Origin of the sequence: Shigella dysenteriae (assembly GCF_022354085.1) — a bacterium.
GTDB classification, from domain to species: domain Bacteria; phylum Pseudomonadota; class Gammaproteobacteria; order Enterobacterales; family Enterobacteriaceae; genus Escherichia; species Escherichia coli.
Genome location: NZ_CP055055.1, coordinates 2,864,462 through 2,888,142, shown reverse-complemented (window position 1 = coordinate 2,888,142; position 23,681 = coordinate 2,864,462). Strand labels below are relative to the sequence as shown.

Annotated in this window: 13 protein-coding genes and 4 pseudogenes; 10 read left to right on the top strand and 7 right to left on the bottom strand. The window is 44.2% G+C overall.

The features are described from left to right. Window positions 1-113: 113 nt before the first annotated feature. Entirely contained in the window at window positions 114-755 is a 642-nt protein-coding gene (locus tag HUZ68_RS13960; protein WP_000134999.1) for an oxygen-binding di-iron domain-containing protein, read from the top strand. A gap of 223 nt (window positions 756-978) precedes the next feature. After that, window positions 979-1,317: pseudogene (locus HUZ68_RS13955) on the top strand (IS4 family transposase); the annotation flags it as partial. A gap of 30 nt (window positions 1,318-1,347) precedes the next feature. Here the strand turns inward: HUZ68_RS13955 and HUZ68_RS13950 are convergent. Further along, window positions 1,348-1,743, bottom strand: a pseudogene (locus tag HUZ68_RS13950) (helix-turn-helix domain-containing protein); the annotation flags it as partial. Between the two features lie 87 nt (window positions 1,744-1,830). Between HUZ68_RS13950 and tetC the strand changes: the two are divergent. Further along, window positions 1,831-2,424, top strand: coding sequence for a tetracyline resistance-associated transcriptional repressor TetC (tetC, locus tag HUZ68_RS13945; RefSeq protein ID WP_000428546.1), 594 nt, complete (start codon window positions 1,831-1,833; stop codon window positions 2,422-2,424). A 112-nt stretch (window positions 2,425-2,536) separates the two neighbouring features. Here tetC and tet(B) read toward each other — a convergent pair whose 3' ends face one another. Then, window positions 2,537-3,742, bottom strand: coding sequence for a tetracycline efflux MFS transporter Tet(B) (gene tet(B) / locus HUZ68_RS13940; protein ID WP_001089068.1), 1,206 nt, complete (start codon window positions 3,740-3,742; stop codon window positions 2,537-2,539). A gap of 81 nt (window positions 3,743-3,823) precedes the next feature. On the opposite strand from tet(B), the gene tetR(B) reads away from it, so the two are divergent. Further along, window positions 3,824-4,447 carry a tetracycline resistance transcriptional repressor TetR(B) gene (gene tetR(B) / locus HUZ68_RS13935; protein WP_000088605.1) on the top strand — a complete coding sequence of 208 codons (624 nt, stop codon included), beginning with the start codon at window positions 3,824-3,826 and terminating at the stop codon, window positions 4,445-4,447. Here the strand turns inward: tetR(B) and HUZ68_RS13930 are convergent. Genes HUZ68_RS13930 through HUZ68_RS13920 form a run of 3 tightly spaced genes read right to left on the bottom strand, consistent with a single transcriptional unit; the run spans window position 4,425 to window position 5,818 of the window. Further along, the gene (locus HUZ68_RS13930) at window positions 4,425-5,111 is read right to left on the bottom strand and encodes an ArsR/SmtB family transcription factor (protein ID WP_001284954.1); all 687 of its coding nucleotides are present in this window, start codon (window positions 5,109-5,111) and stop codon (window positions 4,425-4,427) included. The genes tetR(B) and HUZ68_RS13930 overlap by 23 nt on opposite strands. Window positions 5,112-5,118: 7 nt before the next feature. Then, complete coding sequence (locus HUZ68_RS13925) at window positions 5,119-5,505, bottom strand: hypothetical protein (RefSeq protein ID WP_000460651.1); 387 nt, start codon at window positions 5,503-5,505, stop codon at window positions 5,119-5,121. Continuing rightward, entirely contained in the window at window positions 5,498-5,818 is a 321-nt protein-coding gene (locus HUZ68_RS13920; protein ID WP_000562370.1) for an antibiotic biosynthesis monooxygenase family protein, read from the bottom strand. The genes HUZ68_RS13925 and HUZ68_RS13920 overlap by 8 nt, the downstream gene beginning before the upstream one ends. Window positions 5,819-6,261: 443 nt before the next feature. Between HUZ68_RS13920 and gltS the strand changes: the two genes are divergently transcribed. Both gltS and HUZ68_RS13910 read left to right on the top strand, forming a co-directional pair. Next, entirely contained in the window at window positions 6,262-7,467 is a 1,206-nt protein-coding gene (gene gltS / locus HUZ68_RS13915) for a sodium/glutamate symporter (protein ID WP_000599533.1), read from the top strand. Window positions 7,468-7,697: 230 nt separating this feature from the next. Then, window positions 7,698-7,817 (top strand): annotated as a pseudogene (locus tag HUZ68_RS13910) (LysR family transcriptional regulator); the annotation flags it as partial. A 15-nt stretch (window positions 7,818-7,832) separates the two neighbouring features. Here the strand turns inward: HUZ68_RS13910 and HUZ68_RS13905 are convergent. Next, window positions 7,833-9,041 carry an IS4-like element ISVsa5 family transposase gene (locus tag HUZ68_RS13905; RefSeq protein ID WP_239593901.1) on the bottom strand — a complete coding sequence of 403 codons (1,209 nt, stop codon included), beginning with the start codon at window positions 9,039-9,041 and terminating at the stop codon, window positions 7,833-7,835. Between the two features lie 619 nt (window positions 9,042-9,660). Here HUZ68_RS13905 and HUZ68_RS13900 point away from each other — a divergent pair. The 4 genes and pseudogenes from HUZ68_RS13900 (at window position 9,661) to HUZ68_RS13880 (ending at window position 15,020) form a co-directional block, all read left to right on the top strand. Next, window positions 9,661-10,707, top strand: a pseudogene (locus HUZ68_RS13900) (thioredoxin family protein). Continuing rightward, window positions 10,697-12,112 (top strand): IncHI-type conjugal transfer protein TrhH, encoded by a 1,416-nt coding sequence (gene trhH, locus HUZ68_RS13890; protein ID WP_001200841.1) that lies wholly within the window; start codon window positions 10,697-10,699, stop codon window positions 12,110-12,112. The pseudogene HUZ68_RS13900 and the gene trhH overlap by 11 nt, the downstream one beginning before the upstream one ends. A gap of 8 nt (window positions 12,113-12,120) precedes the next feature. Then, the gene (locus tag HUZ68_RS13885) at window positions 12,121-13,842 is read left to right on the top strand and encodes a conjugal transfer protein TraG N-terminal domain-containing protein (protein WP_239593899.1); all 1,722 of its coding nucleotides are present in this window, start codon (window positions 12,121-12,123) and stop codon (window positions 13,840-13,842) included. Between the two features lie 125 nt (window positions 13,843-13,967). Beyond that, entirely contained in the window at window positions 13,968-15,020 is a 1,053-nt protein-coding gene (locus HUZ68_RS13880) for a glycosyltransferase family 9 protein (RefSeq protein ID WP_094318077.1), read from the top strand. Between the two features lie 581 nt (window positions 15,021-15,601). Here HUZ68_RS13880 and HUZ68_RS13875 read toward each other — a convergent pair. After that, a complete protein-coding gene (locus HUZ68_RS13875; protein ID WP_162722142.1) occupies window positions 15,602-23,608 on the bottom strand; it encodes an Ig-like domain-containing protein in 8,007 nt (2,668 codons plus the stop codon). Window positions 23,609-23,681 lie beyond the last annotated feature (73 nt).

The following is a 23,681-nucleotide window of genomic DNA, read 5'->3' as shown; positions in this document are numbered from 1 at the left end:
TTACAATGTGTGAGAAGCAGTCTAAATTCTTCGTGAAATAGTGATTTTTGAAGCTAATAAAAAACACACGTGGAATTTAGGTTAGACTATAAATAGAAAAAGGTGTTTTGACAATGACAGAGATTATCAAAGATTTATACCAATTTACAGAGGTAATGGAGCCGATTAAGCTTTCAATGCACCAATACTTATTGATGACAAATGAGCCTGTTCTCATTCAGACCGGAGCCGTATCACAAGCGCAAACTACCATTCCTAAGTTGCAAGAGTTGCTCGGTGAACGCAAAATAAAATACATTCTAATTTCTCATTTTGAATCAGACGAATGTGGCGGACTTGCTTTGGTTCTCAAAGAACATCCCGAAGCTGTCGCGGTTTGTTCCGAAACCACAGCAAGACAACTGATGGGGTTTGGTATTACTAACAATGTGCTTATTAAAAAGCCGAATGAAATATTTGCCGGAGATGATTTTGAATTTCAAACTATCAGTTACCCATCTGAAATGCATATGTGGGAAGGACTTTTATTTTTTGAAAAGAAACGTGGTATTTTCTTTAGCAGCGACCTCATGTTCGGCATGGGTGAGAATCACGGACAAGTTATCGAAAGCAGTTGGGACGCAGCGGTAAAATCAAGCGGCGCAGATACATTGCCCAATCAAGAATCCGGACAAAAGCTATCCTCGGATTTGAGTGAGATTGAACCTAAGTTCGTTGCTTCCGGTCATGGGTTTTGCATTACGATTGTAGGATAAATCAAGCAAATAGACCTTGCAAAATAAGCATTTGCAAATATACCACTTCATAAAACCGTATACTGTAATTATCAAGATTTTGAACGATATTGAAAAACAGTAACTTAAAGGCTCGATATATTTATAATATATCGAGCTTTTTTCATGTCTAAAAACTTGGGGGTATATAGTGAAAAATACCGTCCCAACGTCCCAAAGGCTGATAAGTAGGCGCATTATATGGGTTGAAGAAACCTTCCGAGACTTGAAAAGTCCTGCCTACGGACTAGGCCTACGCCATAGCCGAACGAGCAGCTCAGAGCGTTTTGATATCATGCTGCTAATCGCCCTGATGCTTCAACTAACATGTTGGCTTGCGGGCGTTCATGCTCAGAAACAAGGTTGGGACAAGCACTTCCAGGCTAACACAGTCAGAAATCGAAACGTACTCTCAACAGTTCGCTTAGGCATGGAAGTTTTGCGGCATTCTGGCTACACAATAACAAGGGAAGACTTACTCGTGGCTGCAACCCTACTAGCTCAAAATTTATTCACACATGGTTACGCTTTGGGGAAATTATGAGGGGATCTCTCAGTGCATTGCCTCCAATTCCCATAATTTATTACGCCGATAATAACTTGGTGTAACCTTAAAAATGTACTTAAATCGACGTGTAAAAGATTGTTGGGAATCAAATTGATATTTTAATGCGATCTCAAGGATAGTTTTTTTCGTCAACCTCAACTCAACAGCCGCTTTCGTCAAACGACGAGCACGAATATAGCTAGCCAGTGTGACCCCTGTTACTTTTTTGAACAGCCGCTGAAAATACCACTTGGTATAACCCGCTTTATTCGCCACATCATCAAGCAGTAAAGACTGATCTAAATTATGTTCAATCCATAATAGAACATCTTTGATAACCGTTGTATGAAACTGCTTATCATCATATCTTAATTGGATGTTATTAGCTTTATTTTGATAGCGAGAATGCTGTTCAATATACATAAAATAACCTAAATGTTCTTAAGATTGTCACGACCACATCATCATGATACCATAAACATACTGACGGTATGTTATTTTAAATCTATCATGGAAAATAAAAATCATCAACAAGAAAATTTTAAGAGTACCTATCAATCACTGGTTAACTCAGCACGAATATTGTTTGTTGAAAAAGGCTATCAAGCTGTTTCAATAGATGAGATCTCGGGAAAAGCGTTGGTGACCAAAGGTGCCTTTTATCATCACTTTAAAAATAAAAAACAATTACTCAGTGCCTGTTATAAGCAGCAATTAATTATGATTGATGCCTACATCACAACAAAAACTGATTTAACAAATGGTTGGTCTGCCTTAGAAAGTATATTTGAACATTATCTTGATTATATTATTGATAATAATAAAAACCTTATCCCTATCCAAGAAGTGATGCCTATCATTGGTTGGAATGAACTTGAAAAAATTAGCCTTGAATACATTACTGGTAAGGTAAACGCCATTGTCAGCAAATTGATCCAAGAGAACCAACTTAAAGCTTATGATGATGATGTGCTTAAAAACTTACTCAATGGCTGGTTTATGCATATCGCAATACATGCGAAAAACCTAAAAGAGCTTGCCGATAAAAAAGGCCAATTTATTGCTATTTACCGCGGCTTTTTATTGAGCTTGAAAGATAAATAAAATAGATAGGTTTTATTTGAAGCTAAATCTTCTTTATCGTAAAAAATGCCCTCTTGGGTTATCAAGAGGGTCATTATATTTCGCGGAATAACATCATTTGGTGACGAAATAACTAAGCACTTGTCTCCTGTTTACTCCCCTGAGCTTGAGGGGTTAACATGAAGGTCATCGATAGCAGGATAATAATACAGTAAAACGCTAAACCAATAATCCAAATCCAGCCATCCCAAATTGGTAGTGAATGATTATAAATAACAGCAAACAGTAATGGGCCAATAACACCGGTTGCATTGGTAAGGCTCACCAATAATCCCTGTAAAGCACCTTGCTGATGACTCTTTGTTTGGATAGACATCACTCCCTGTAATGCAGGTAAAGCGATCCCACCACCAGCCAATAAAATTAAAACAGGGAAAACTAACCAACCTTCAGATATAAACGCTAAAAAGGCAAATGCACTACTATCTGCAATAAATCCGAGCAGTACTGCCGTTTTTTCGCCCCATTTAGTGGCTATTCTTCCTGCCACAAAGGCTTGGAATACTGAGTGTAAAAGACCAAGACCCGCTAATGAAAAGCCAACCATCATGCTATTCCATCCAAAACGATTTTCGGTAAATAGCACCCACACCGTTGCGGGAATTTGGCCTATCAATTGCGCTGAAAAATAAATAATCAACAAAATGGGCATCGTTTTAAATAAAGTGATGTATACCGAATTCGATTGCGTCTCAACCCCTACTTCGGTATCTGTATTATCACGTGTATTTTTGGTTTCACGGAACCAAAACATAACCACAAGGAAAGCGACAATATTTAGCAACGCAGCGATAAAAAAGGGACTATGCGGTGAAATCTCTCCTGCAAAACCACCAATAATAGGCCCCGCTATTAAACCAAGCCCAAAACTTGCCCCTAACCAACCGAACCACTTCACGCGTTGAGAAGCTGAGGTGGTATCGGCAATGACCGATGCCGCGACAGCCCCAGTAGCTCCTGTGATCCCTGAAAGCAAACGGCCTAAATACAGCATCCAAAGCGCACTTGAAAAAGCCAGCAATAAGTAATCCAGCGATGCGCCTATTAATGACAACAACAGCACTGGGCGCCGACCAAATCGGTCAGACATTTTTCCAAGCCAAGGAGCAAAGATAACCTGCATTAACGCATAAAGTGCAAGCAATACGCCAAAGTGGTTAGCGATATCTTCCGAAGCAATAAATTCACGTAATAACGTTGGCAAGACTGGCATGATAAGGCCAATCCCCATGGCATCGAGTAACGTAATTACCAATGCGATCTTTGTCGAACTATTCATTTCACTTTTCTCTATCACTGATAGGGAGTGGTAAAATAACTCTATCAATGATAGAGTGTCAACAAAAATTAGGAATTAATGATGTCTAGATTAGATAAAAGTAAAGTGATTAACAGCGCATTAGAGCTGCTTAATGAGGTCGGAATCGAAGGTTTAACAACCCGTAAACTCGCCCAGAAGCTAGGTGTAGAGCAGCCTACATTGTATTGGCATGTAAAAAATAAGCGGGCTTTGCTCGACGCCTTAGCCATTGAGATGTTAGATAGGCACCATACTCACTTTTGCCCTTTAGAAGGGGAAAGCTGGCAAGATTTTTTACGTAATAACGCTAAAAGTTTTAGATGTGCTTTACTAAGTCATCGCGATGGAGCAAAAGTACATTTAGGTACACGGCCTACAGAAAAACAGTATGAAACTCTCGAAAATCAATTAGCCTTTTTATGCCAACAAGGTTTTTCACTAGAGAATGCATTATATGCACTCAGCGCTGTGGGGCATTTTACTTTAGGTTGCGTATTGGAAGATCAAGAGCATCAAGTCGCTAAAGAAGAAAGGGAAACACCTACTACTGATAGTATGCCGCCATTATTACGACAAGCTATCGAATTATTTGATCACCAAGGTGCAGAGCCAGCCTTCTTATTCGGCCTTGAATTGATCATATGCGGATTAGAAAAACAACTTAAATGTGAAAGTGGGTCTTAAAAGCAGCATAACCTTTTTCCGTGATGGTAACTTCACGGTAACCAAGATGTCGAGTTAACCACCCTTTAGATTCATAAAGCGAAAATAATGCGGCTCCAACGTACCCACCTAAATGGAAACGGCGTTCACTCCAATCTAAACACGCACAACAGATTTTACGTGAATGTTTGGAAGGAACGTCAATTCCCATTTCATGAAAATATTGAATACCACTTAATGTGATCATTGAACCATTTTCAGTGATCCATTGCTGTTGACAAAGGGAATCATAGATCTTAACGGCAACTTCGCCAGCTAAATGATCATAGCAAGTACGTGCTTTTCGTAAATGCACTGGCGTGGAAACTTTGGCATGTACGCCATGGTTTAAGGAGATCCCCATCATACTTTCCATCAATTCAGCAATATCTTTTCCTGCTAGCCGAAAATAACGATGCTTGCCTTGAGCTACTACTGTGATTAGCTGGCAATCTAATAATTTAGATAAATGACTGCTCGCCGTTGAAGCTGATATATTCGCCACAGAACTTAGCTCAGTGGCCGTCCAAGCTCGCCCATCCATCAAAGCACTGAGTATTTTAACTCGTGAAATGTCAGACATAGCCGCCCCTATCGCGGCTATTGAGGACTCAAAGGTAACCTCTTTTCGTATTAAATTAGCCATCGCAAGTTCACTTTATTGCCCAAGGGAGCGTAACAGATGCAGCCATACTATCATTGTCCGTTATTAATATCAGTTGGTTAGCATGGTCACTGTATTGCACTAAAATATTAATGTTATTCTCCGCCAATACTCGTGCTATTTCGCCAAGTTCCCCCGGTTTTTCCTGTTTTAACTTACGAATTAATGGTGTCCGGATCGCAAGTACTAACAGTCCAGCTTGCTCTAGCGCTATTTTAGCTTCCTTTCCTTGTTCAACAAGAAAATGAGCATGGCATTCATCACCAACCGTAAATATCCCTCCCCCTTCCAATCCAATACCTTTATTACCTAATGTTTTTCCTAGTAATGCTAATTGTCCTATTTGATTATCTAAAACAACGTGAACATCAAACATTATCCTTGTCCTTTTTAAATGAATATTCGCGAGTAATATGAGCAATACTAATTTTGTAAAAATCAAATATTGACTCTCGCCCTTCTTGTTGAGCTTTCGCATGTAAAACATGATTTTTCCATTGCAGAACTGCGTATTCGTTTTCCCACCAAGATAGCGATAACATTTTTCCTTCTGTAGCTAGACTTTGAAAACGTTCAATTGAAATAAAACCAGCTACATGACTTAATAGTGGTCTTAACTCCTCAGCTAAAGTCAAATAGCGAGTTTGTTGGTCGGGTTGTATTTGCACCTCAAATATTACAGCAATCATATTTTTCTCCGTTATTAATCAACAAACAGAGTAATCCACCCGAAAATTAACACTTCGATAAGCAACGAAATATAGAAAGGTCATGCTGCTGTTTTATGTTGTATATCACACTTCTTTAAATTGCTCGGCCTGCGCTTATCATGTTCTCCTTCTCTTATAATTTTGTTTATTATTTATACTTTTTTATTTTTTGCTATCACCGAAAATAGTGCGGATCCCGCATGGTATTTAGGTTTACCCATCATTAAATACCATTGTTGTTATTTTAATCTTTTTAATATTTCATGATTAAGATCACACTAAAATTATGACCCTATTAACTAAAAGTTATGGATACCCTAATAAAACTCATTGTTAAAGATTAGTTAACCAAAGTAACTTCATTTTTCACTATTGTTAAATTGTTATAGTGAAAATTCTGGTAAACTAATAGAGGTAAAAAAATGATCCTAGATGCCAGTTATACATTATTAGTCGCATGTATCGCGCTACTCATAGGAATGTTTGTCGTAAAATTTACCCCGTTCCTACAAAAAAACCACATACCAGAAGCCGTCGTTGGTGGCTTTATTGTTGCAATTGTTCTGTTAATTATTGATAAAACATCAGGTTATTCGTTTACTTTTGATGCTTCATTGCAAAGTTTATTAATGCTCACATTCTTTTCCTCTATCGGGCTAAGTTCTGACTTTTCTCGACTGATTAAAGGAGGAAAGCCGTTAGTTCTATTAACTATTGCAGTAACGATCCTAATCGCCATTCAAAATACTGTCGGCATGAGTATGGCTGTCATGATGAATGAAAGTCCATTTATTGGCTTAATTGCAGGTTCAATTACTCTAACAGGTGGTCATGGTAATGCCGGAGCATGGGGCCCTATTCTCGCTGATAAATATGGTGTAACAGGCGCCGTTGAATTAGCGATGGCTTGTGCAACACTTGGATTAGTGTTGGGTGGTTTAGTTGGCGGCCCTGTTGCCCGTCATCTTTTGAAAAAGGTCTCTATTCCTAAAACAACCGAGCAAGAGCGCGACACTATCGTTGAAGCTTTTGAGCAACCAAGCGTCAAAAGAAAAATCAATGCAAATAACGTTATTGAAACCATTTCAATGCTGATTATCTGTATTGTTGTTGGTGGCTATATCAGTGCATTGTTTAAAGATACTTTTCTGCAACTGCCTACTTTTGTCTGGTGTTTATTTGTCGGTATTATTATCCGTAATACACTGACTCATGTATTTAAACACGAAGTGTTTGAGCCGACCGTCGATGTATTAGGTAGCGTTGCTTTATCGCTTTTCTTGGCAATGGCGTTAATGTCATTAAAATTTGGTCAATTGGCAAGCATGGCAGGGCCAGTATTAATTATCATTGCTGTACAAACTGTTGTCATGGTGCTATTTGCCTGCTTTGTCACCTTTAAAATGATGGGCAAAGATTATGATGCTGTCGTGATCAGCGCGGGTCACTGTGGCTTTGGTATGGGAGCAACACCAACAGCAATTGCGAATATGCAAACAGTCACAAAAGCATTTGGACCATCACATAAAGCTTTCCTTGTCGTTCCTATGGTCGGTGCCTTTATTGTTGATATTTCAAACAGTATCTTAATTAAAATATTTATTGAAATTGGTACATACTTTACCTAATAGCTACACACTACTCGGCGTACTTCTCCTAACAATTTATTATAGGGCAGTATGCCGAGCCGCTTTCTTACCCCGTATATTCCCCTAGTCAATCTATTTAGCTTGCACGTTTACGAATTAATTCTCGTGACAACTAAACCAAAATTTGAATTATGACGAGTATATCTGATTATTTATACTTTATTCGTTAGAATAGTCCGTAGAAATAAATAATCAGTAGGCTACATGGAATGAAATTAAGACATCTCGATATCTTTTATGCTGTAATGACTTGTGGTTCCTTAACGCGTGCGGCTGAAGTTTTACATATTTCTCAACCCGCGGCGAGTAAAGCACTCAAACATGCTGAGCACTGAGAGATCCCCTCATAATTTCCCCAAAACGTAACCATGTGTGAATAGATTTTGAGTAAGCAGGGTTGCAGCCACGAGTGAGTCTTCCCTTGTTATTGTGTAGCCAGAATGCCGCAAAACTTCCATGCCTAAGCGAACTGTTGAGAGTACGTTTAGATTTCTGACTGTGTTAGCCTGGAAGTGCTTGTCCCAACCTTGTTTCTGAGCATGAACGCCCGCAAGCCAACATGTTAGTTGAAGCATCAGGGCGATTAGCAGCATGATATCAAAACGCTCTGAGCTGCTCGTTCGGCTATGGCGTAGGCCTAGTCCGTAGGCAGGACTTTTCAAGTCTCGGAAGGTTTCTTCAATCTGCATTCGCTTCGAATAGATATTAACAAGTTGTTTGGGTGTTCGAATTTCAACAGGTAAGTTAGTTGCTAGAATCCATGGCTCCTTTGCCGACGCTGAGTAGATTTTAGGTGACGGGTGGTGACAATGAGTCCGTGTCGAGCGCTGATTTTTTCGGCCTTTAGAGCGAGATTTATACAATAGAATTTGGCATGAGATTGGATTGCTTTTAGTCAGCCTCTTATAGCCTAAAGTCTTTGAGTGACTAGATGACATATCATGTAAGTTGCTGATAGGTTTCCAGTTTTCCGCTCCTAGGTCTGCATATTGTACTTTTCCTCTTACTCGACTTAACCAGTACCAACCCAGCTTCTCAACGGATTTATACCATGGCACTTTAAAGCCAGCATCACTGACAATGAGCGGTGTGGTGTTACTCGGTAGAATGCTCGCAAGGTCGGCTAGAAATTGGTCATGAGCTTTCTTTGAACATTGCTCTGAAAGCGGGAACGCTTTCTCATAAAGAGTAACAGAACGACCGTGTAGTGCGACTGAAGCTCGCAATACCATAAGCCGTTTTTGCTCACGGATATCAGACCAGTCAACAAGTACAATGGGCATCGTATTGCCCGAACAGATAAAGCTAGCATGCCAACGGTATACAGCGAGTCGCTCTTTGTGGAGGTGACGATTACCTAACAATCGGTCGATTCGTTTGATGTTATGTTTTGTTCTCGCTTTGGTTGGCAGGTTACGGCCAAGTTCGGTAAGAGTGAGAGTTTTACAGTCAAGTAAGGCGTGGCAAGCCAACGTTAAGCTGTTGAGTCGTTTTAAGTGTAATTCGGGGCAGAATTGGTAAAGAGAGTCGTGTAAAATATCGAGTTCGCACATTTTGTTGTCTGATTATTGATTTTTGGCGAAACCATTTGATCATATGACAAGATGTGTATCTACCTTAACTTAATGATTTTGATAAAAATCATTAGGGGATTCATCAGCTACATGTTGCTGTTTTCTTCAGACAGCTTCCGGCCTAACGTAACTGAAACGATTATGCTAATATTATTTTCAACCGTAGTTGCTCATTACCCAGTCAATTCTGCCTAACTTTTCTCTGCATAAGTATGACTAACATGAAATGGCATTTTTTAGGTCAATACTGCATATGATATAAACACATTAAACCGTTTTCTTGCCAAATAATATATCCTCAGTTTTTTTAATTTATCGAAAATTCCCGATTCGAAAATCAATCGAATGCGGCGCTCATCTAGAAATTTTTAAAAGTATCGTCTGGAATTGAATTCAGATTCAATTAACTATGCTGATAACTATTTTCCCACCTTTTTAGCTCCCATACCTTCCCTGCACACAGAAGTTCAACAGCCCTTTCAGGGTCTTTCTAGTAGTCACATTTATGACTTTTTAACGTTTGAAATCTACCCCGTTACCGAGCTCATGAAGTTTTTTTCTATGCCATCATACCTCTATTCCATGAGGAGATCGGTAAATGACTCGATTAACGTTAATACCTTCAAAGATGTTAGTGCTGCTGTCTTTGTTTATTACTGGGGTCCATGCAAATGAAGAGCAGGCCCTTATCAAAGACACTCCCTTTGTATCAGGACAGGCCTTCAAGAAAGGCTTTTTCTGGTATGACGACCCGACAAGGAAAACTGAGGAAGAAATTACAGAGACCAAGCCTCCTGTTGCATCTTCGACCCAGCCAGAACAAGAAGAAAAGATTGAGCTTAATTCAAAGTGGCTAAAGGACAATATGCCTCAGCTTTTGACTAAGGCTATGGATAATCCGACCCCTGAAAATTTATCGAGATTTTATACAGCACAACGTTTAATGCTGGATATCGGTACGCGGTTTTCGGATAAATCGAAAGATTATTTCCTTAAAAATCCAATGATGTCTGAAAAACGCAGGCAACCGGTTGAAAAGGTAGCGCTCGATGCACATCGTACGGTGGTCGAGAAAAATCAGCAGTCGGTTATGAAAGATATTTTCACTAAATCCGGGCTGTTTTTCTTTTTCCAGAGTACTTGTCAGTTCTGCCACGAAGAAAGTCAAATGCTCCAGTTTATGGAGAATTACTATTCTGTCGACATTCTTCCTGTCAGCATGGACGGCAGACCACTACAGAATGGGTTGTTCCAGGATTTCTCTGTACCTAATGCGCAGATTATTGATTAATTTAAAATCCGTGAAGTTCCAACTATTTTCCTTGTCTCAAAAGATGGGTCATCAGCGCAACGAATAAGCGAAGGCATGATCACTGCTGAGGAGCTCAAGAATACTATTATTCTGGCTGCAAAAGGCATGAAGCTGATTGATGATGCCTCTTTCCAGTCCACTTTAGATATTAAGCGCCAATATACCATTGGCGAGGATGGCGTAATTACTGTGAATAAATCAGAAATGGACTCTGATCCGTTCTTATTGCAACGAATAATGGATAAGAAACTTGAAGGGTACGATATGCCAACGGCGGACCCAGTGAACTATCTGAATGTGGGTGGAAGTTTAGGAGGTGCATATGCGCGCTGATTTCCATGTTTGTGCAAAAAAGTTACTTTTATCGTTAGCCGTTTGCACGGCGATGATTGCGCCAAATGCCGTTGCCGATAACGCCATGCGTAATATTTTCAATGGCATGATGACGACTACGAGCCCAGCTAGTTTTGAAACGGCCACCCGTACCGGAGTGGTTGGCGGCTCATTTTCCTACCGCACGACAAACGTGAATACCAATTTAGTGTCAATGTCTTTTCCCAAAGCTTCCGTAGGCTGCAACGGAATCGATGTTTTCCTTGGTTCCTTCAGTATGATTAACGGAGATCAGCTGGTTCAGGTTGCTCGCGGTATTGCACAGGGGGCTGCAATTTATGCATTCAATGTCGCGGTATCGGCAATCTGTGCTGACTGTGCTGCGACTATTAACGATATCCAGAATAAATTGCAGGCGCTGAATAAATTTGCCAAAGATTCATGCAACGCTACTTATTCGTTTCTTACTGAAAATGTTGGTCCACCTAGCCAGTTTGCGAATGCTGTCAGTTCCGGCCCTGCTTCAATGCTTGGCACTCTTAATGGACTGTTGCCTGATTTTGGTTCATCAATGACAAAGTCGCCGGAAACCGTGACTTCCCAGGTAAAAGCAAAAGACCCTGAAGAGTTTGCTGAAAAATTCAGTGGAAACCTTTTCTATATGTCATTTATGGACATCGATAAAGGGTCAATGAATATCGGTGGCGTGACTGAGCTATCTGGCTACAGACTTGCTGAGCAGCTGATGTCGCTTGTCGGTACTGTAATTATCAACTGGGACGCTAAAGGTGAAAAAGCGGGGATGGAAGTTCGCCCGTCGACGATGACGGTATCGGATTTCATCATGGGCCCACCGGCTGGTGGTTCCATAAAAATGCTCAAATGTTCGCCTGCCCCCGATCCAGCTTCAGCTAGAAAGTCGCAATGCCTGGTTATGTCTGAAGTGACGGATGGTGGTTTCAAAGGTTTGAAGGATACAATCTCGGACCTCCTTATTCAGGTTCAGACAAAGGCAATTAGTGATGTCAGGATCTCTGATGATGAATTACGCATTATTTCTTATATTGGCATCCCAACTATTCTTGATTCACTTCAGACGTTTGATGTCCCTGAAGGCTACGCCTATATCCAGGATATCAGTGCGATAGCGGCCACCAGCCTTGTTATTAACATGCTTCGGCAAGTTGAAGCAAAGATCAGCGCTATGAATATACCCAGCGAATCTCTTTCCGGGCGGCGGCAGGACCTGACTAGGTTATCTGAAAACCTGACCAATCAGGTAAAAGCTGCCTATGAGCTAACCCGTAGCCAGGTGGGCAACAGCTCTGACGTCATTTCTGCATGGGATGATCGCCGATTAAAGAGAAAAGCGTTCATGGAAAGTCTTCGTGGCACAGGTAACTGAGGTCTGATATGGATTACAACATCTATACAGTTGGCGATATTGAATTTGTGTGGTCCGCCCTGAACGGGATTGCCCTGATTTTCTCACAATACACCGGTGTAAAAGCATTTCTAACGACGGCAGCGGTACTGGCTGGAGCCAGCCTGTTTTATAAAACGTGGCTTTGGCTGTTGAACCCGACAAAAGCAGAAGTGCCGATATTTTCATGGATTCTTGGGCTGATTCTATTTTCGATGGCAATTGTTCGTGTGGATGTGACGATTGAATCAGTTAAGTCTGGTGAAGTGAGAAATGTCGATGGCATTCCTATTTTTATTGCGGCGATGGGAACTGTCACCACGAACCTTAGCCAGGGCTTACTCAAAGACTACAAAACGGCATTTGATCCACTGGCGCCGATCGACTTTGCCGCAACGACGCTTGATGATGACATTACTCTTGGTCCGATGATTCGTTTCGTTAAATTCTTACAATGGGGTGGTGACAGCCAGGGCTATTGTTCTGCGTTTCCCGAACCAGCCAGCGGGTTAGGTGCGATGAATGTGTGCGCGACAGTACAATCACTGGCCTATAACTGTCTCAAGGGAACCCAAAACTCAAGCGCAAAAATTGCTGGGAAAGAAACCATTTTTAACGATATTTTCTCTGCAAATATCGTGGATAGCATGGAACGCATTAATCAGGCGATGAAAGGTTCGCTGAAGAACGCCTCTGCCAACATTGTCGGTGTGAATAGCTCAAAGTCTGCTACTTGTGAAGAGGTCTGGTCGACCGTTAAACAGGTAACGAGCACCCCAGAGGCTCGGCAGACGATTGCATTGATTGGGCAAACAAACGGTATCCTTGCTCCAGATGAGGCGGGAGGTGCAGCATCAGGAGCGAGCTTCACGGATGTAATGGCGTCGGCGAATGGCATGTACGGCAAAGCTATTGGTGCTTATGACGCGACGCTTAGTTTGTTCATCATGAATGAACTCCGTAATGGTGCCAGCAAGTACAAAACCCCACTCGGGCTGGCCTCGGATATGCAGTTGTTTGAGGCATCATTAAAGCGTACGAATACCATGGCATCTCAGGGGCAGCTCTGGCTGCAATTGTCCGGTGCAGCCATCGCGTTTCTTGAGATGTTTGCGTACATGGTTGCCCCATTTGCATTGCTCATGCTTTTGGCTCTCGGGGGAAATGGTGTGGCCGCTGCTGCAAAATATCTCCAGCTTATTCTTTTCGTAAATATGTGGCCTATTACTGCGGTTATGGTGAATGCCTACGTGAAGAAAGTGGCGACCGCAGATCTTGATACATGGAGCACATTGAATAGTCAGAGTAACGCGGTGACATGGATGGGTTTGCCAGGGCTTGCCGAAACATACAGCTCTTATTTATCAGTAGCATCAGCACTCTATGCTCTTATCCCTGTATTGACGCTGTTCCTGATGACGCAATCCATTCATCCAATGATGAACGCGATGAAAGGAGTCACACCACCAGCGCCAGTGGACTCCAGCCACCTCACGCCGAAAGTGTGGGATGCGCCAAACAGCGGAAAATCATCGTTTGGGGATGTGAATCGTACCGCGCTGACAAGCACCGGCCAAGGATTCAGTGGTGGCGGGGCCATGGACTCCAGTAATTTCCGACTCGGTACGTGGAATGCCGGTTTATGGCTGATGAGCAGCAACATGAAAAATTCGCTGGAAGATGAAAGCGCGGGAGTTGCTGGTGTTGTTTAAGGATTAAGCAGAGGACCCACAGGTTCGAGATATGAAACATAAAAGTCCGCATATGCACAAAATGGCACCCTGATGAGTCTGATAGACTGCTTTGCATTATAACCAGTAGGGAGGCGAGGTTAGGTATGTTTTTAGCATCATTGTTGAGACGTATTGCATTTAGTTACTACGATTATAAAGCTTATAATTTCAATATTGAAAAAACAGATTTTGTTGTCATCCATATTCCCGATCAGATTGGCGATGCTATGGCCATCTTTCCTGTTATTCGGGCGCTTGAATTGCATAAAATTAAGCATCTACTAATTGTTACGTCGACAATTAATTTAGAAGTCTTTAATGCGCTCAAACTTGAACAGACTAAATTAACATTAGTCACAATGACTATGCAGGATCACGCAACATTAAAAGAAATAAAAGATTTAGCGAAGAACATAACACAGCAATACGGTACGCCGGATCTTTGTATAGAGGCGATGCGTAAAAAGAACCTGAAAACGATGTTATTTATCAGTCAGTTGAAAGCAAAAACGAATTTTCAGGTTGTTGGTTTAACCATGAAGTGCTATTCCCCTGTGTGTAAGAACGCGTCCCGGATGGATCAGAATCTCCGGGCTCCCGTACCCATGACATGGGCATTTATGATGCGTGAGGCGGGTTTTCCAGCAGTCAGGCCAATATATGAATTGCCACTAAGTGAGGATGTACTCGATGAGGTGCGCGAGGAAATGCGATCGTTAGGAGCTTACATTGCGCTCAATTTAGAAGGTAGCTCGCAGGAACGTACATTTTCACTATCGATTGCAGAAAATCTAATAGAAAAAATTCAAAGTGAAACAGATATACCAATAGTGATCGTTCATGGACCAAAAGGGGAAGGTAAAGCCAGGGTATTAGTGGATTGTTATAATAATGTCTACCGTTTATCCTTATCACCCTCGATTAAACGTTCAGCAGCAATCATAAAAGATGCTTATATCGCAATAACTCCTGACACCTCAATATTACATATGGCAAGTGCCTATAATACCCCCGTTGTTGCAATTTATGCTGATTACAAAACGCGATGGCCCGCAATGGCCGATGTTTCGGAGTCAGTCGTCGTTGGGCAAAAAATTGACAATATAAGTCTGGATGAATTCGCAAAGGCATTAAAAAGTGTTTTGGCGAGAATATGAGGCAGTACTTATGAATAGTAATGCCGATCTGTTATGAACGGTGGTGTCATCAATACTCTGAGGCTGGTCAATCATCACAGAAAACCAGCCTTTAGATCAAAGCAGTACTCACCGAAAATGATCATAGTCACATCGAACGCGAATCAGGTGGAACTAAAACATTGTAATGTATTTCACCATCATAAATAAGACAACCTGAACTTAAATCCCCGTTAACAGGCATACATTATTATGAGTGGTACTGATGTAATTTGTAATATTGAAATATGAACGGATATTGTTTGTACGTCCTGACATATCTTCCTCCTTGATGTACTTAGCTAAACATTAACGTAATTTGACTACATAGCAACAATGATCGTTATCAAAATAGATCATATACTTTGTTTCCCGCTGGCGTGGAACAGGTGGTTATACCATGTGTGAAAGCGTTTATTAAAAACGAAAGGAGGCTCGACTATCTTCAGACTAACAGGGAGGTATGGGAAAATGCAGGAATATTAATGGAGCGTTTGACAGCAAACGAATGTAAAAGCAGAGCGCCCCGAATGGAGCACTCTGTAAGAAAATATAGCGAAAAATTAGCTCTTTTTATAACATGCCACATGAAAATATTCAGATGTTTGAACAGAGCCATGCGCCCCGTTTTCCAGGGAAACAATGTATTGTCGGCCTCCACCTGCGGTATTAGAAGACCAATATATTTCTGAATAAAAATCAGCGTCCATATAATGCCCCATATCTCCCCACTCACCGAACAGTGACCCTATTTCGCGTCGGTTTTCTCCACTGCTTAAAAGATTCACGCCAGGAATCGCGTAACCGTTGCCGATCTCGTTATTACAATAATTTTCAGCACGACTTAATGGTAAGATAATATTATTGTTATCTTTCCACCAGCCCTTCACCCGTACTTGCGTTTGGTAAATAGCGCCACCTGATCTTGGGGTAGCTGTGATTTCTACAGTATTGTTATCACCGTCATTTTTGAATGTCACTTTACCAGTAGCATCAACGCCTACCCAGGAGGCAGTGCTTGAAAACGCATAATCAGCCGCCGTTTTTCCTGGTGCAAAGTTGTCATTATTCAACTGATAATACGCCCCGGTAAATCCCTGCGAAGGGAATGAAGCTGTCGGTAGGTTTGCACCATTCACTGACACTGTACCGGTCATTGGTCTGGTTTCCGCGCTAATGAATTCTATCGTGGTATTCAGACCAGCCTGGTGAACACCATTCAACACGGGGATCAGCGTTGCGATACCCTCTCCGCCGCCTGTAACAGTGGCTTTATACTCACCGTATAAATTTTGAGTGTAATCAATTGTGCTGATTTGCACATAGGGCACGTTGGTACCTGATTGCACAAATTCCAGCCCTTCAGAAACATTGATCGGATGACCTGATAGATCGTGTAAAACAAGAGATAGTTCAGCACTTTCGGTAAAGTCCCCTTTCAGTGATGACCGGTTGTTTTTAAGGACGGACTGCGAGGCGTCTGCCGGGCCTGCCACCAGCGTTATATCTACTGTTTGCGCCCCACCATAGCTCGTTTCTGCGCTTACCGTGACGCTCCCCGTTATCGCTCCTCTTACGCTCGTTGTCGCGACTCCGTTTTGATCGGTCACCGCTGTTAATGACGTTAATGTGGCAAAGGCAAAGCCTCTTTTTAATGCGAAGTTCACATTGACACCTTCGACCAGGTTCCCACTGCTATCTTCAACAGTAGCCTTTAACGTGCTGATATCACTGTTGTTGGCCGTGAGAGTCGACGGATCAGCGATAAAACTAGCAACATGTGCTGTGCTTGGGTTGCCAGTAACCTTCACGGTTGTCTGTGTCTGAATAATTACGCCGCTATGGATCGATGCTGTCACCACATATGTACCGACTTTATTGCTGGTCAGAACGACTTGTGCCTCACCTGAAGTGTTGGTTGTCGCCGTTTGGCTACTTAACGTTGCACCTTCGGGCGTTACGCTAAAGGTAACGAGTTCATGGCTCAATGGAGCCCCGTTTGCATGAGTTAACCTTACAGTCAGAGTTGCTCCCGATGGGTCATTGACGCCGATAAGCGGACTTGATGACGTGAGTGTTAGTCTTAGATCGATTACCACCAGGTCCTTCTCATAAAAGGAGCCATTCGCCAGGGATGCTTTCACAGTATACGAACCGTATCTTTCGGGCGTCATGGTGACCTCAGCTATACCCTGGCTATTCGTAGAAACCGTATTCTGACTAATGACCATGTTAAAGCTTGACGGCTCTGCACTGAATGTCACAAGTTGGTCAGCAACTGGATTGCCAAACTGGTCGTCGACGTGTGCTTTAACCGCTATGGGTTCTCTGATTATTACCTGACCTTCAGGCATTTCCAGACTGGTGATCGTCGCAGAATCAACATCTGCGTTGACAGTTAACATTCGAATGGCGGCTTCGGTAGGTGCGATTGCCAAATTAGCTGTAACTACTTTCGTTCCAGCAATGGTGCTTGTCACAAGGATTTCTGCCTTACCCTGAGCATCCGTTTCGACACTGGTGTTACTCAGCGTGGTGGCGGGGCCGCGGAAATTGACCTTGATACCTTCTAGCGGGTTGCCGTAAGCGTCAGTGACGCTTGCCGTCAGGGTCGCGCCCTCGGTTGTGCTCGCGGTGAATGAGCTTGATGATGCGGTAAAACCAGCCATTTTAGCGGTACCAGCATCGGCAATCAACGTCACCTGTTTCGTATCACTGACACCGTAACTGTTCACGCTAACTGTCACGGGATAGGTGCCGGATTTTGTACCGCTCAGTGTAACTTCAGCCTTGCCGTTGATATCAGTAATGGCGGAACCGCCTTGTCCGAGAGTGAAGCTTGCGCTCACATCTGCCGGTAGTGTGAATGTTACCGCCTCATTGGCTAACGGGTTGCCGTTTCCATCAGTCACTGTTGCCTGCAGCCTGGTCATCCCGACGTTATTAGCGATAAAATTGTCCTCGGTAACGTTAAGATTAACCTGCGCAGTGAGCGTATCCGCAGTAAAGTTCACCACCAACTGCTCACTCTTACCGCCAGTTATCGATGCTGTAACAGTATGAGCGCCTGCTTTTGTACCTTTCAGCGTGACTTTCGCTTTGCCTTCAGCATCAGTAATCGCTTTACCGCCATCGCTCAGCGTGAAGTTCGCCTTCACATCTTCCGGCAGAGTAAATGTTACTTCAGTGTTGGCTATCGCATTGCCCTCTGTATCAGCGACTGTTGCTGTTAGTGTCGTGAGATCGTTATTGTCGGCAATTACCGGATCCTTCGAGGCTGCCAGCGTGATTTCAGCATTCGCGACGTTCGGCACATAGGTCACTGTTTGTTGCATCGAATCGCCATTGTCGAGGGTTGCCGTCACTTGATAAACCCCGGCTTTTGTAGCGGTAAAGCTTGCGTAAAAATAGCCGTAGTAGTTGGTAGTATATATAGCGTTATTACTGGGGGTCACGCCTTCACTTGGCGAAACACTGAGGGTCACCTGATGCTGAGGGACACCGTTGCCGTAATTATCCTTCACCTCAATATACAGACTGGTTGTCTCGCCTGCGGAGACTGTATCAAAAAGTGCATGTAGCAAGGTGAGATGTGCCGTAGACGCATCAGCGTTGACATTAATTGATGTGCTAAGCGTGGAGCTACCATTTTCCAGACTGGCCTCAACGGTATCCGGTCTCGCTCCTGATTCTATCGAGGAGCGGGTATTGGTATAAGTGACGGTAGCCTTACCCTGTTCGTTCGTCACGGCTTGACCGCCGTTCGTCATTTCGGCTGTCGCTGCGTTGCTGGTGAAGTTCACAGTCACACCTTTCACCGGAAAGCCATTATTATCAACGACTGTGGCGGTGATGACGCTGCCGGAGCTGTTCTGCGGGGTACCGGCGATTATGCTGTCTGGGACAGGCGTCAACTCGATAATTTTTGCCGCCGCTGTGTCGCCAATAAAATGCACAGTTTTGTTGTCGCTGGCACCATTATTAGCCAGTGATGCAGTGACCGTCTGCTCACCAAAGGCAACGCCTGCGAGAGTGGCCTGCGCGATGCCAGACTCATTGGTATTACTTACTCCCGGGGTCAGGGTGAGTCCTGAAGAGGCTGAGCTGAATGTTACCGGAAGATTATTCACCTCATTGTCGAACTGATCTTTAACCGTTGCAGTTAGCGTTGCGTTATCGACGCCATTACCTGTGATCTCATCTTTTGACATCTGCAGGACAACCTGAGCCGAGGTTTTGTCCGCCACAAATGTTACCGGCTGCGAATCACTGGTATTGTTATTACCCAGCGTTGCGGTAACCGTATGCGTGCCCGCTTTTTTACCTTTCAGCGTGACATGCGCTTCCCCATTGGCCTGAGTGATGGCAATGCCGTTATTTTCGAGGGTAAAGTTTGCCGCCACGTCCTGTGGCATGGTGAAGTTCACCGTTATTCCCGCTACCGGATGATTCGATGGGTCTTTCACCGTTGCCGTCAGCTGCACGCTGTCGCTGTTATTCGTCACCACCTGTTGAGCAGGGATGTTCAGGGTGACCTGCGCGTTGCTGGCATCGGGCGCAATATTGACGATTTTCGTATCTCTGTTGCCGTTAAGCAGTATGGCTTCGGCTGTATGAACACCCAAAACCGTGCCCTTAAGGGTAACTTCAGCAACACCACTGTCGTTAGTATTGCTTGTGCTCTGACTAAGTTGAGTATCTGCCGGATTGGTACTGAAGGTGACTTGTAGATCTTTTACTGCATTATCAAAAGGATCTTTCACTGTTGCTGTCAGAGTCGTCTCATCCACGCCATTCCCAATGATTTCCGCTTTCGATGTTTGCAGAACGACAACTGCGCTGTCCTTATCTGCCACGAAGGTGACCGGTTGCGCATCGCTGGCATTATTGTTACCCAGCGTTGCGGTAACCGTATGCGTACCCGCTTTTTTACCTTTGAGAGTGACATGCGCTTCGCCATTGGCCTGAGTGATGGCAATACCGTTATTTTCAAGGGTAAAGTTTGCCGCCACGTCCTGAGGCATGGTGAAGTTCACCGTTATTCCCGCCACCGGATGATTCGACGGATCTTTCACCGTCGCCGTCAGCTGCACGCTGTCGCTGTTATTCGTCACCACCTGTTGAGCAGGGATGTTCAGGGTGACCTGCGCGTTGCTGGCATCGGGCGCAATATTGACGATTTTGGTATCTCTGTTGCCGTTAAGCAGTAAGGCTTCGGCTGTATGAACACCCAAAACCGTGCCCTTAAGGGTAACTTCAGCAATACCGTTCTCATTAGTATTACGCGCGTTCAGACTCAGTTGCGTGTCTGCGGGGGAGGTGCGGAAGACTACTGACAGATTTTTAACCACGTTATCAAAAGGATCTTTAACTGTTGCTGTCAGAGTCGTCTCATCCACGCCATTCCCAATGATTTCCGCTTTCGATGTTTGCAGAACGACAACCGCTCTGTCTTTATCCGCCACAAACGTCATTGGCTGAGCATCGCTGACATTGCTGTTAGCCAGACGAGCCGTGATCATATGCGTTCCCGCTAACGTGCCGGTCAGGGAGGCGATTGCAGTCCCGTTGCTATCCGTCATGCCTTTTCCGCTGTTGCTAATCGAGAACCGACTTGCGACGTCGTTTGGCACAGAGAAGGTGATTTCTTTATCTTTTAGTGGGTTGCCATTTTTATCCTGCAAGGTTGCAGTCATATGTAGCGGAGCTGTGTTGGTGACGGTGATATCACCTGAAGGCACACTGAGGGTCAGGGCTGCAGTACTTTGATCACCGATAAAAATCACCTGTTGATTAGCCTGAGAACCAGAGCTCACAGAGGCCGTAACCGTATAATCACCATTTTTCAAACTGGTCAGCGTAGCTGTGGCGATCCCGTCGTGGCTATTCACTTCGGTTTGGCTCAGTTTCGCTGCTGCTGAATTAACATTGAAGGTGACCTTGACGTCATTGAGCAGGTTGCCTTTTGCATCCCGGACTGTCGCGGTCATTGTGGCGCTGTCATTGCCGTCAGCGACCACTTCATTTTTCGACTTCTGCAGATCAACCTGCGCGGTACTCGAGTCGCCGACAAAACTGACGATTAACGTTTGTTTCACGCCATTTTCAAGGGTGACTTCAACCGTGTTGTCTTCCTGCTTACTACTTTTCAGATCAAAAGTCGCCAGACCATTAACATCCGTTTTTGCGGTGTTTTGATTGTTAAAGGAAGTTGCCGATCCGCTTAATACCGCAAACGTGACGGTATGATCATTGATTGGGTTGCTTCCTTCATCAGCGACATTGACCGAGACGGTGTTTGCTGCATTCTCATCGGCGAGCACACCATTATTGCTGGCAGATAATGTCGCAATTTTCGCTGACTGCGGGTTGGCGTCGATGATAAATCCAGCGGTATGCAAATCTTCATTCCAGTTTTGCATTAACAGCTTCGCAGTAAGCCCACTGCCTTTGGTATAGGCGGTATAGGTTGCCTTATAGACGCCATCTGCGGTTTCTTTCCAGTCTGTAGTGACACCAGGTTTCACGTTGTCGATGCTGACTGCGGTATTCAGTTGCTGTTTTTGCTCCTTAACAGGTTTGTCATTTTCATCTCTCAGTTCTACCGTCACCTCGATAGGATTCCCGGAGAGATAACGGTCCTTATCAATCTTAATTGACGAGTGAGTCCGGGATGACGAAACAGAAATGATATTCACCACGGCGGGGGCTTTAGCCGCATCCACACCGTTCAGCTGTGGCATCAGCGTCAGCGTGCCAGACATCGCTCCTGTGGTCAGGATCTGGGTATAGCTTCCGTCACCATTATCTTTCCAGTCAGAAAGGGTGATGTCCTGAACACCTTCGTGACGCGTCGAGAGCACCAGCCCGATAACAGGATTACCTGCTGCATCATGCGCAATAAAAGTCAGTGTGGCGGTTGAATGGGAATCCGCGCTCAACGTCTGGGTACTTAACGATACCGAGGAATCTTTCTGGCTTAGCGTAGGTGCCTGAACGACTACCATGCTCTGTTCACGATTCGAAAAATTGCCTTTGACATCTTCAGCGGTGACTTCAATCGGCCAGGTGTTATCGGTTTCTGGCGTACTGGTGAACCGGTACGCCGGCAGGGTAACCAGAATATCTTTACCCGTTGTAACCACTTTACCACCGGCAGCTTCCAGAGCGGTGGCTTCGACGTTATAGCCTTTCAGGGCATATTTGGTTTGTAGCGACGAAACCAGTGATTTCACTTCTCCTGACTTCCCTGTCACGGGGTCTGTCAGGGTCAGGCGGACCAGTTCTTTTTTGCGATATTCCAGAACGATGTTGTTGTTGCGATCCACCAGATCATAACGGCTGCCTGCAAGGCTACGCCGTGCAGCGACTTCATTCGGGTCAAGCTGTTTCTGCATTGCGCTGCCAGGTTGCCAGGTAAAATCGACGGCAAAACGGGTGTCATTTTCGCCCTGTTTACCCTGACGTTGCTCCGCGCTAAAGGTCATCAGCGGGAAGGGGGTATAGTTAAGTCCAGCGGTTATGGCATGAGGATTACTTTGCCGATCGTCTTTATCGAACAGGGCCACTTCATCGCCATAATACTGTTCATAGACCAGTTTACCGCCAAGGTGCGGCCAGGCGGGTAACCAGCCTTCTGCGCGTACATCCCAGCCATTGGCCGGGCGTGCTTCATAATCGTTGTCCAGTTCAGGTGCGCTGCGCCAGTTTGTCAGTCGCAAATAGCCGTTACTGCTTAATTTTAGATAGTCGCGCCAGTACTCCGCGCCAATGCCGGCGCGGGAGTGGTAACGGCTAAGATCGTGGTCGAAAAAGAAGTTGATGCCCGACATCCATGTGGGAGTGAAATGACGCCAACCCAAGCCGTTGTTAATCTGCGTACGCTCGTCAGTACGATGGAGAGTATGCTGACTGAAAAAGAGATTATCAGGCGTTTCATACCACGGATGGAGAAAATCGAACTGGGAGTTCTTCAGGCTAAAATCTTCATCCACGCCCAGCGTGATTCTTGCGGTACCGAAGCGGCTTAACCAGTCTGTCATTGCGCCTGAAGCCTGAGAAGAGGCCCATCCACGCGCCATATTTTCCGCTTGCTCGCTGTTCATATCTTCGGCGAGCAGAGACCCGATTTGCTGTGAAGTACTGGCTATCTGTTGCTCGAGGTTGTCACTGCTATTACCCGGCGGCGGGGTTAATTTTTTTTCACTAACTTGTGCCGGGACATCCAGTTCATCACCCTGGCGGACATTATCAAAACCTCGAGCAAACGTACGAAACTGGTTGAGTTTGCGTAACTCAGCCACCGAAATACCGAAACGTTCGGCAACGCTTTGGGCCGATTCCAGCGCTCCAAGGGTGTAGGGCACCGTATTGGCATTTGCAATGGCAATTTGTGCAGGAACGGGTTGTTGGGTTGCAGCGTTTACCACACCTTGTGCTGCCGCAGCCATAGGGAACGCAAGTTGAGTTACCAGGCAGATACCCGCAGTTAAGCGGCGTAGTTTAATTCCCATCCCGCATAAGATTTGTCGGTCATTTATTTCTTCTCCACTTCTCTTCTTCGTAGCCATGCTTACCTTCCCTGAACGAGCTAACATAAATGCGCCCTTTCTAGCACAGCGAAAAAATGTAAATCCTGATAGC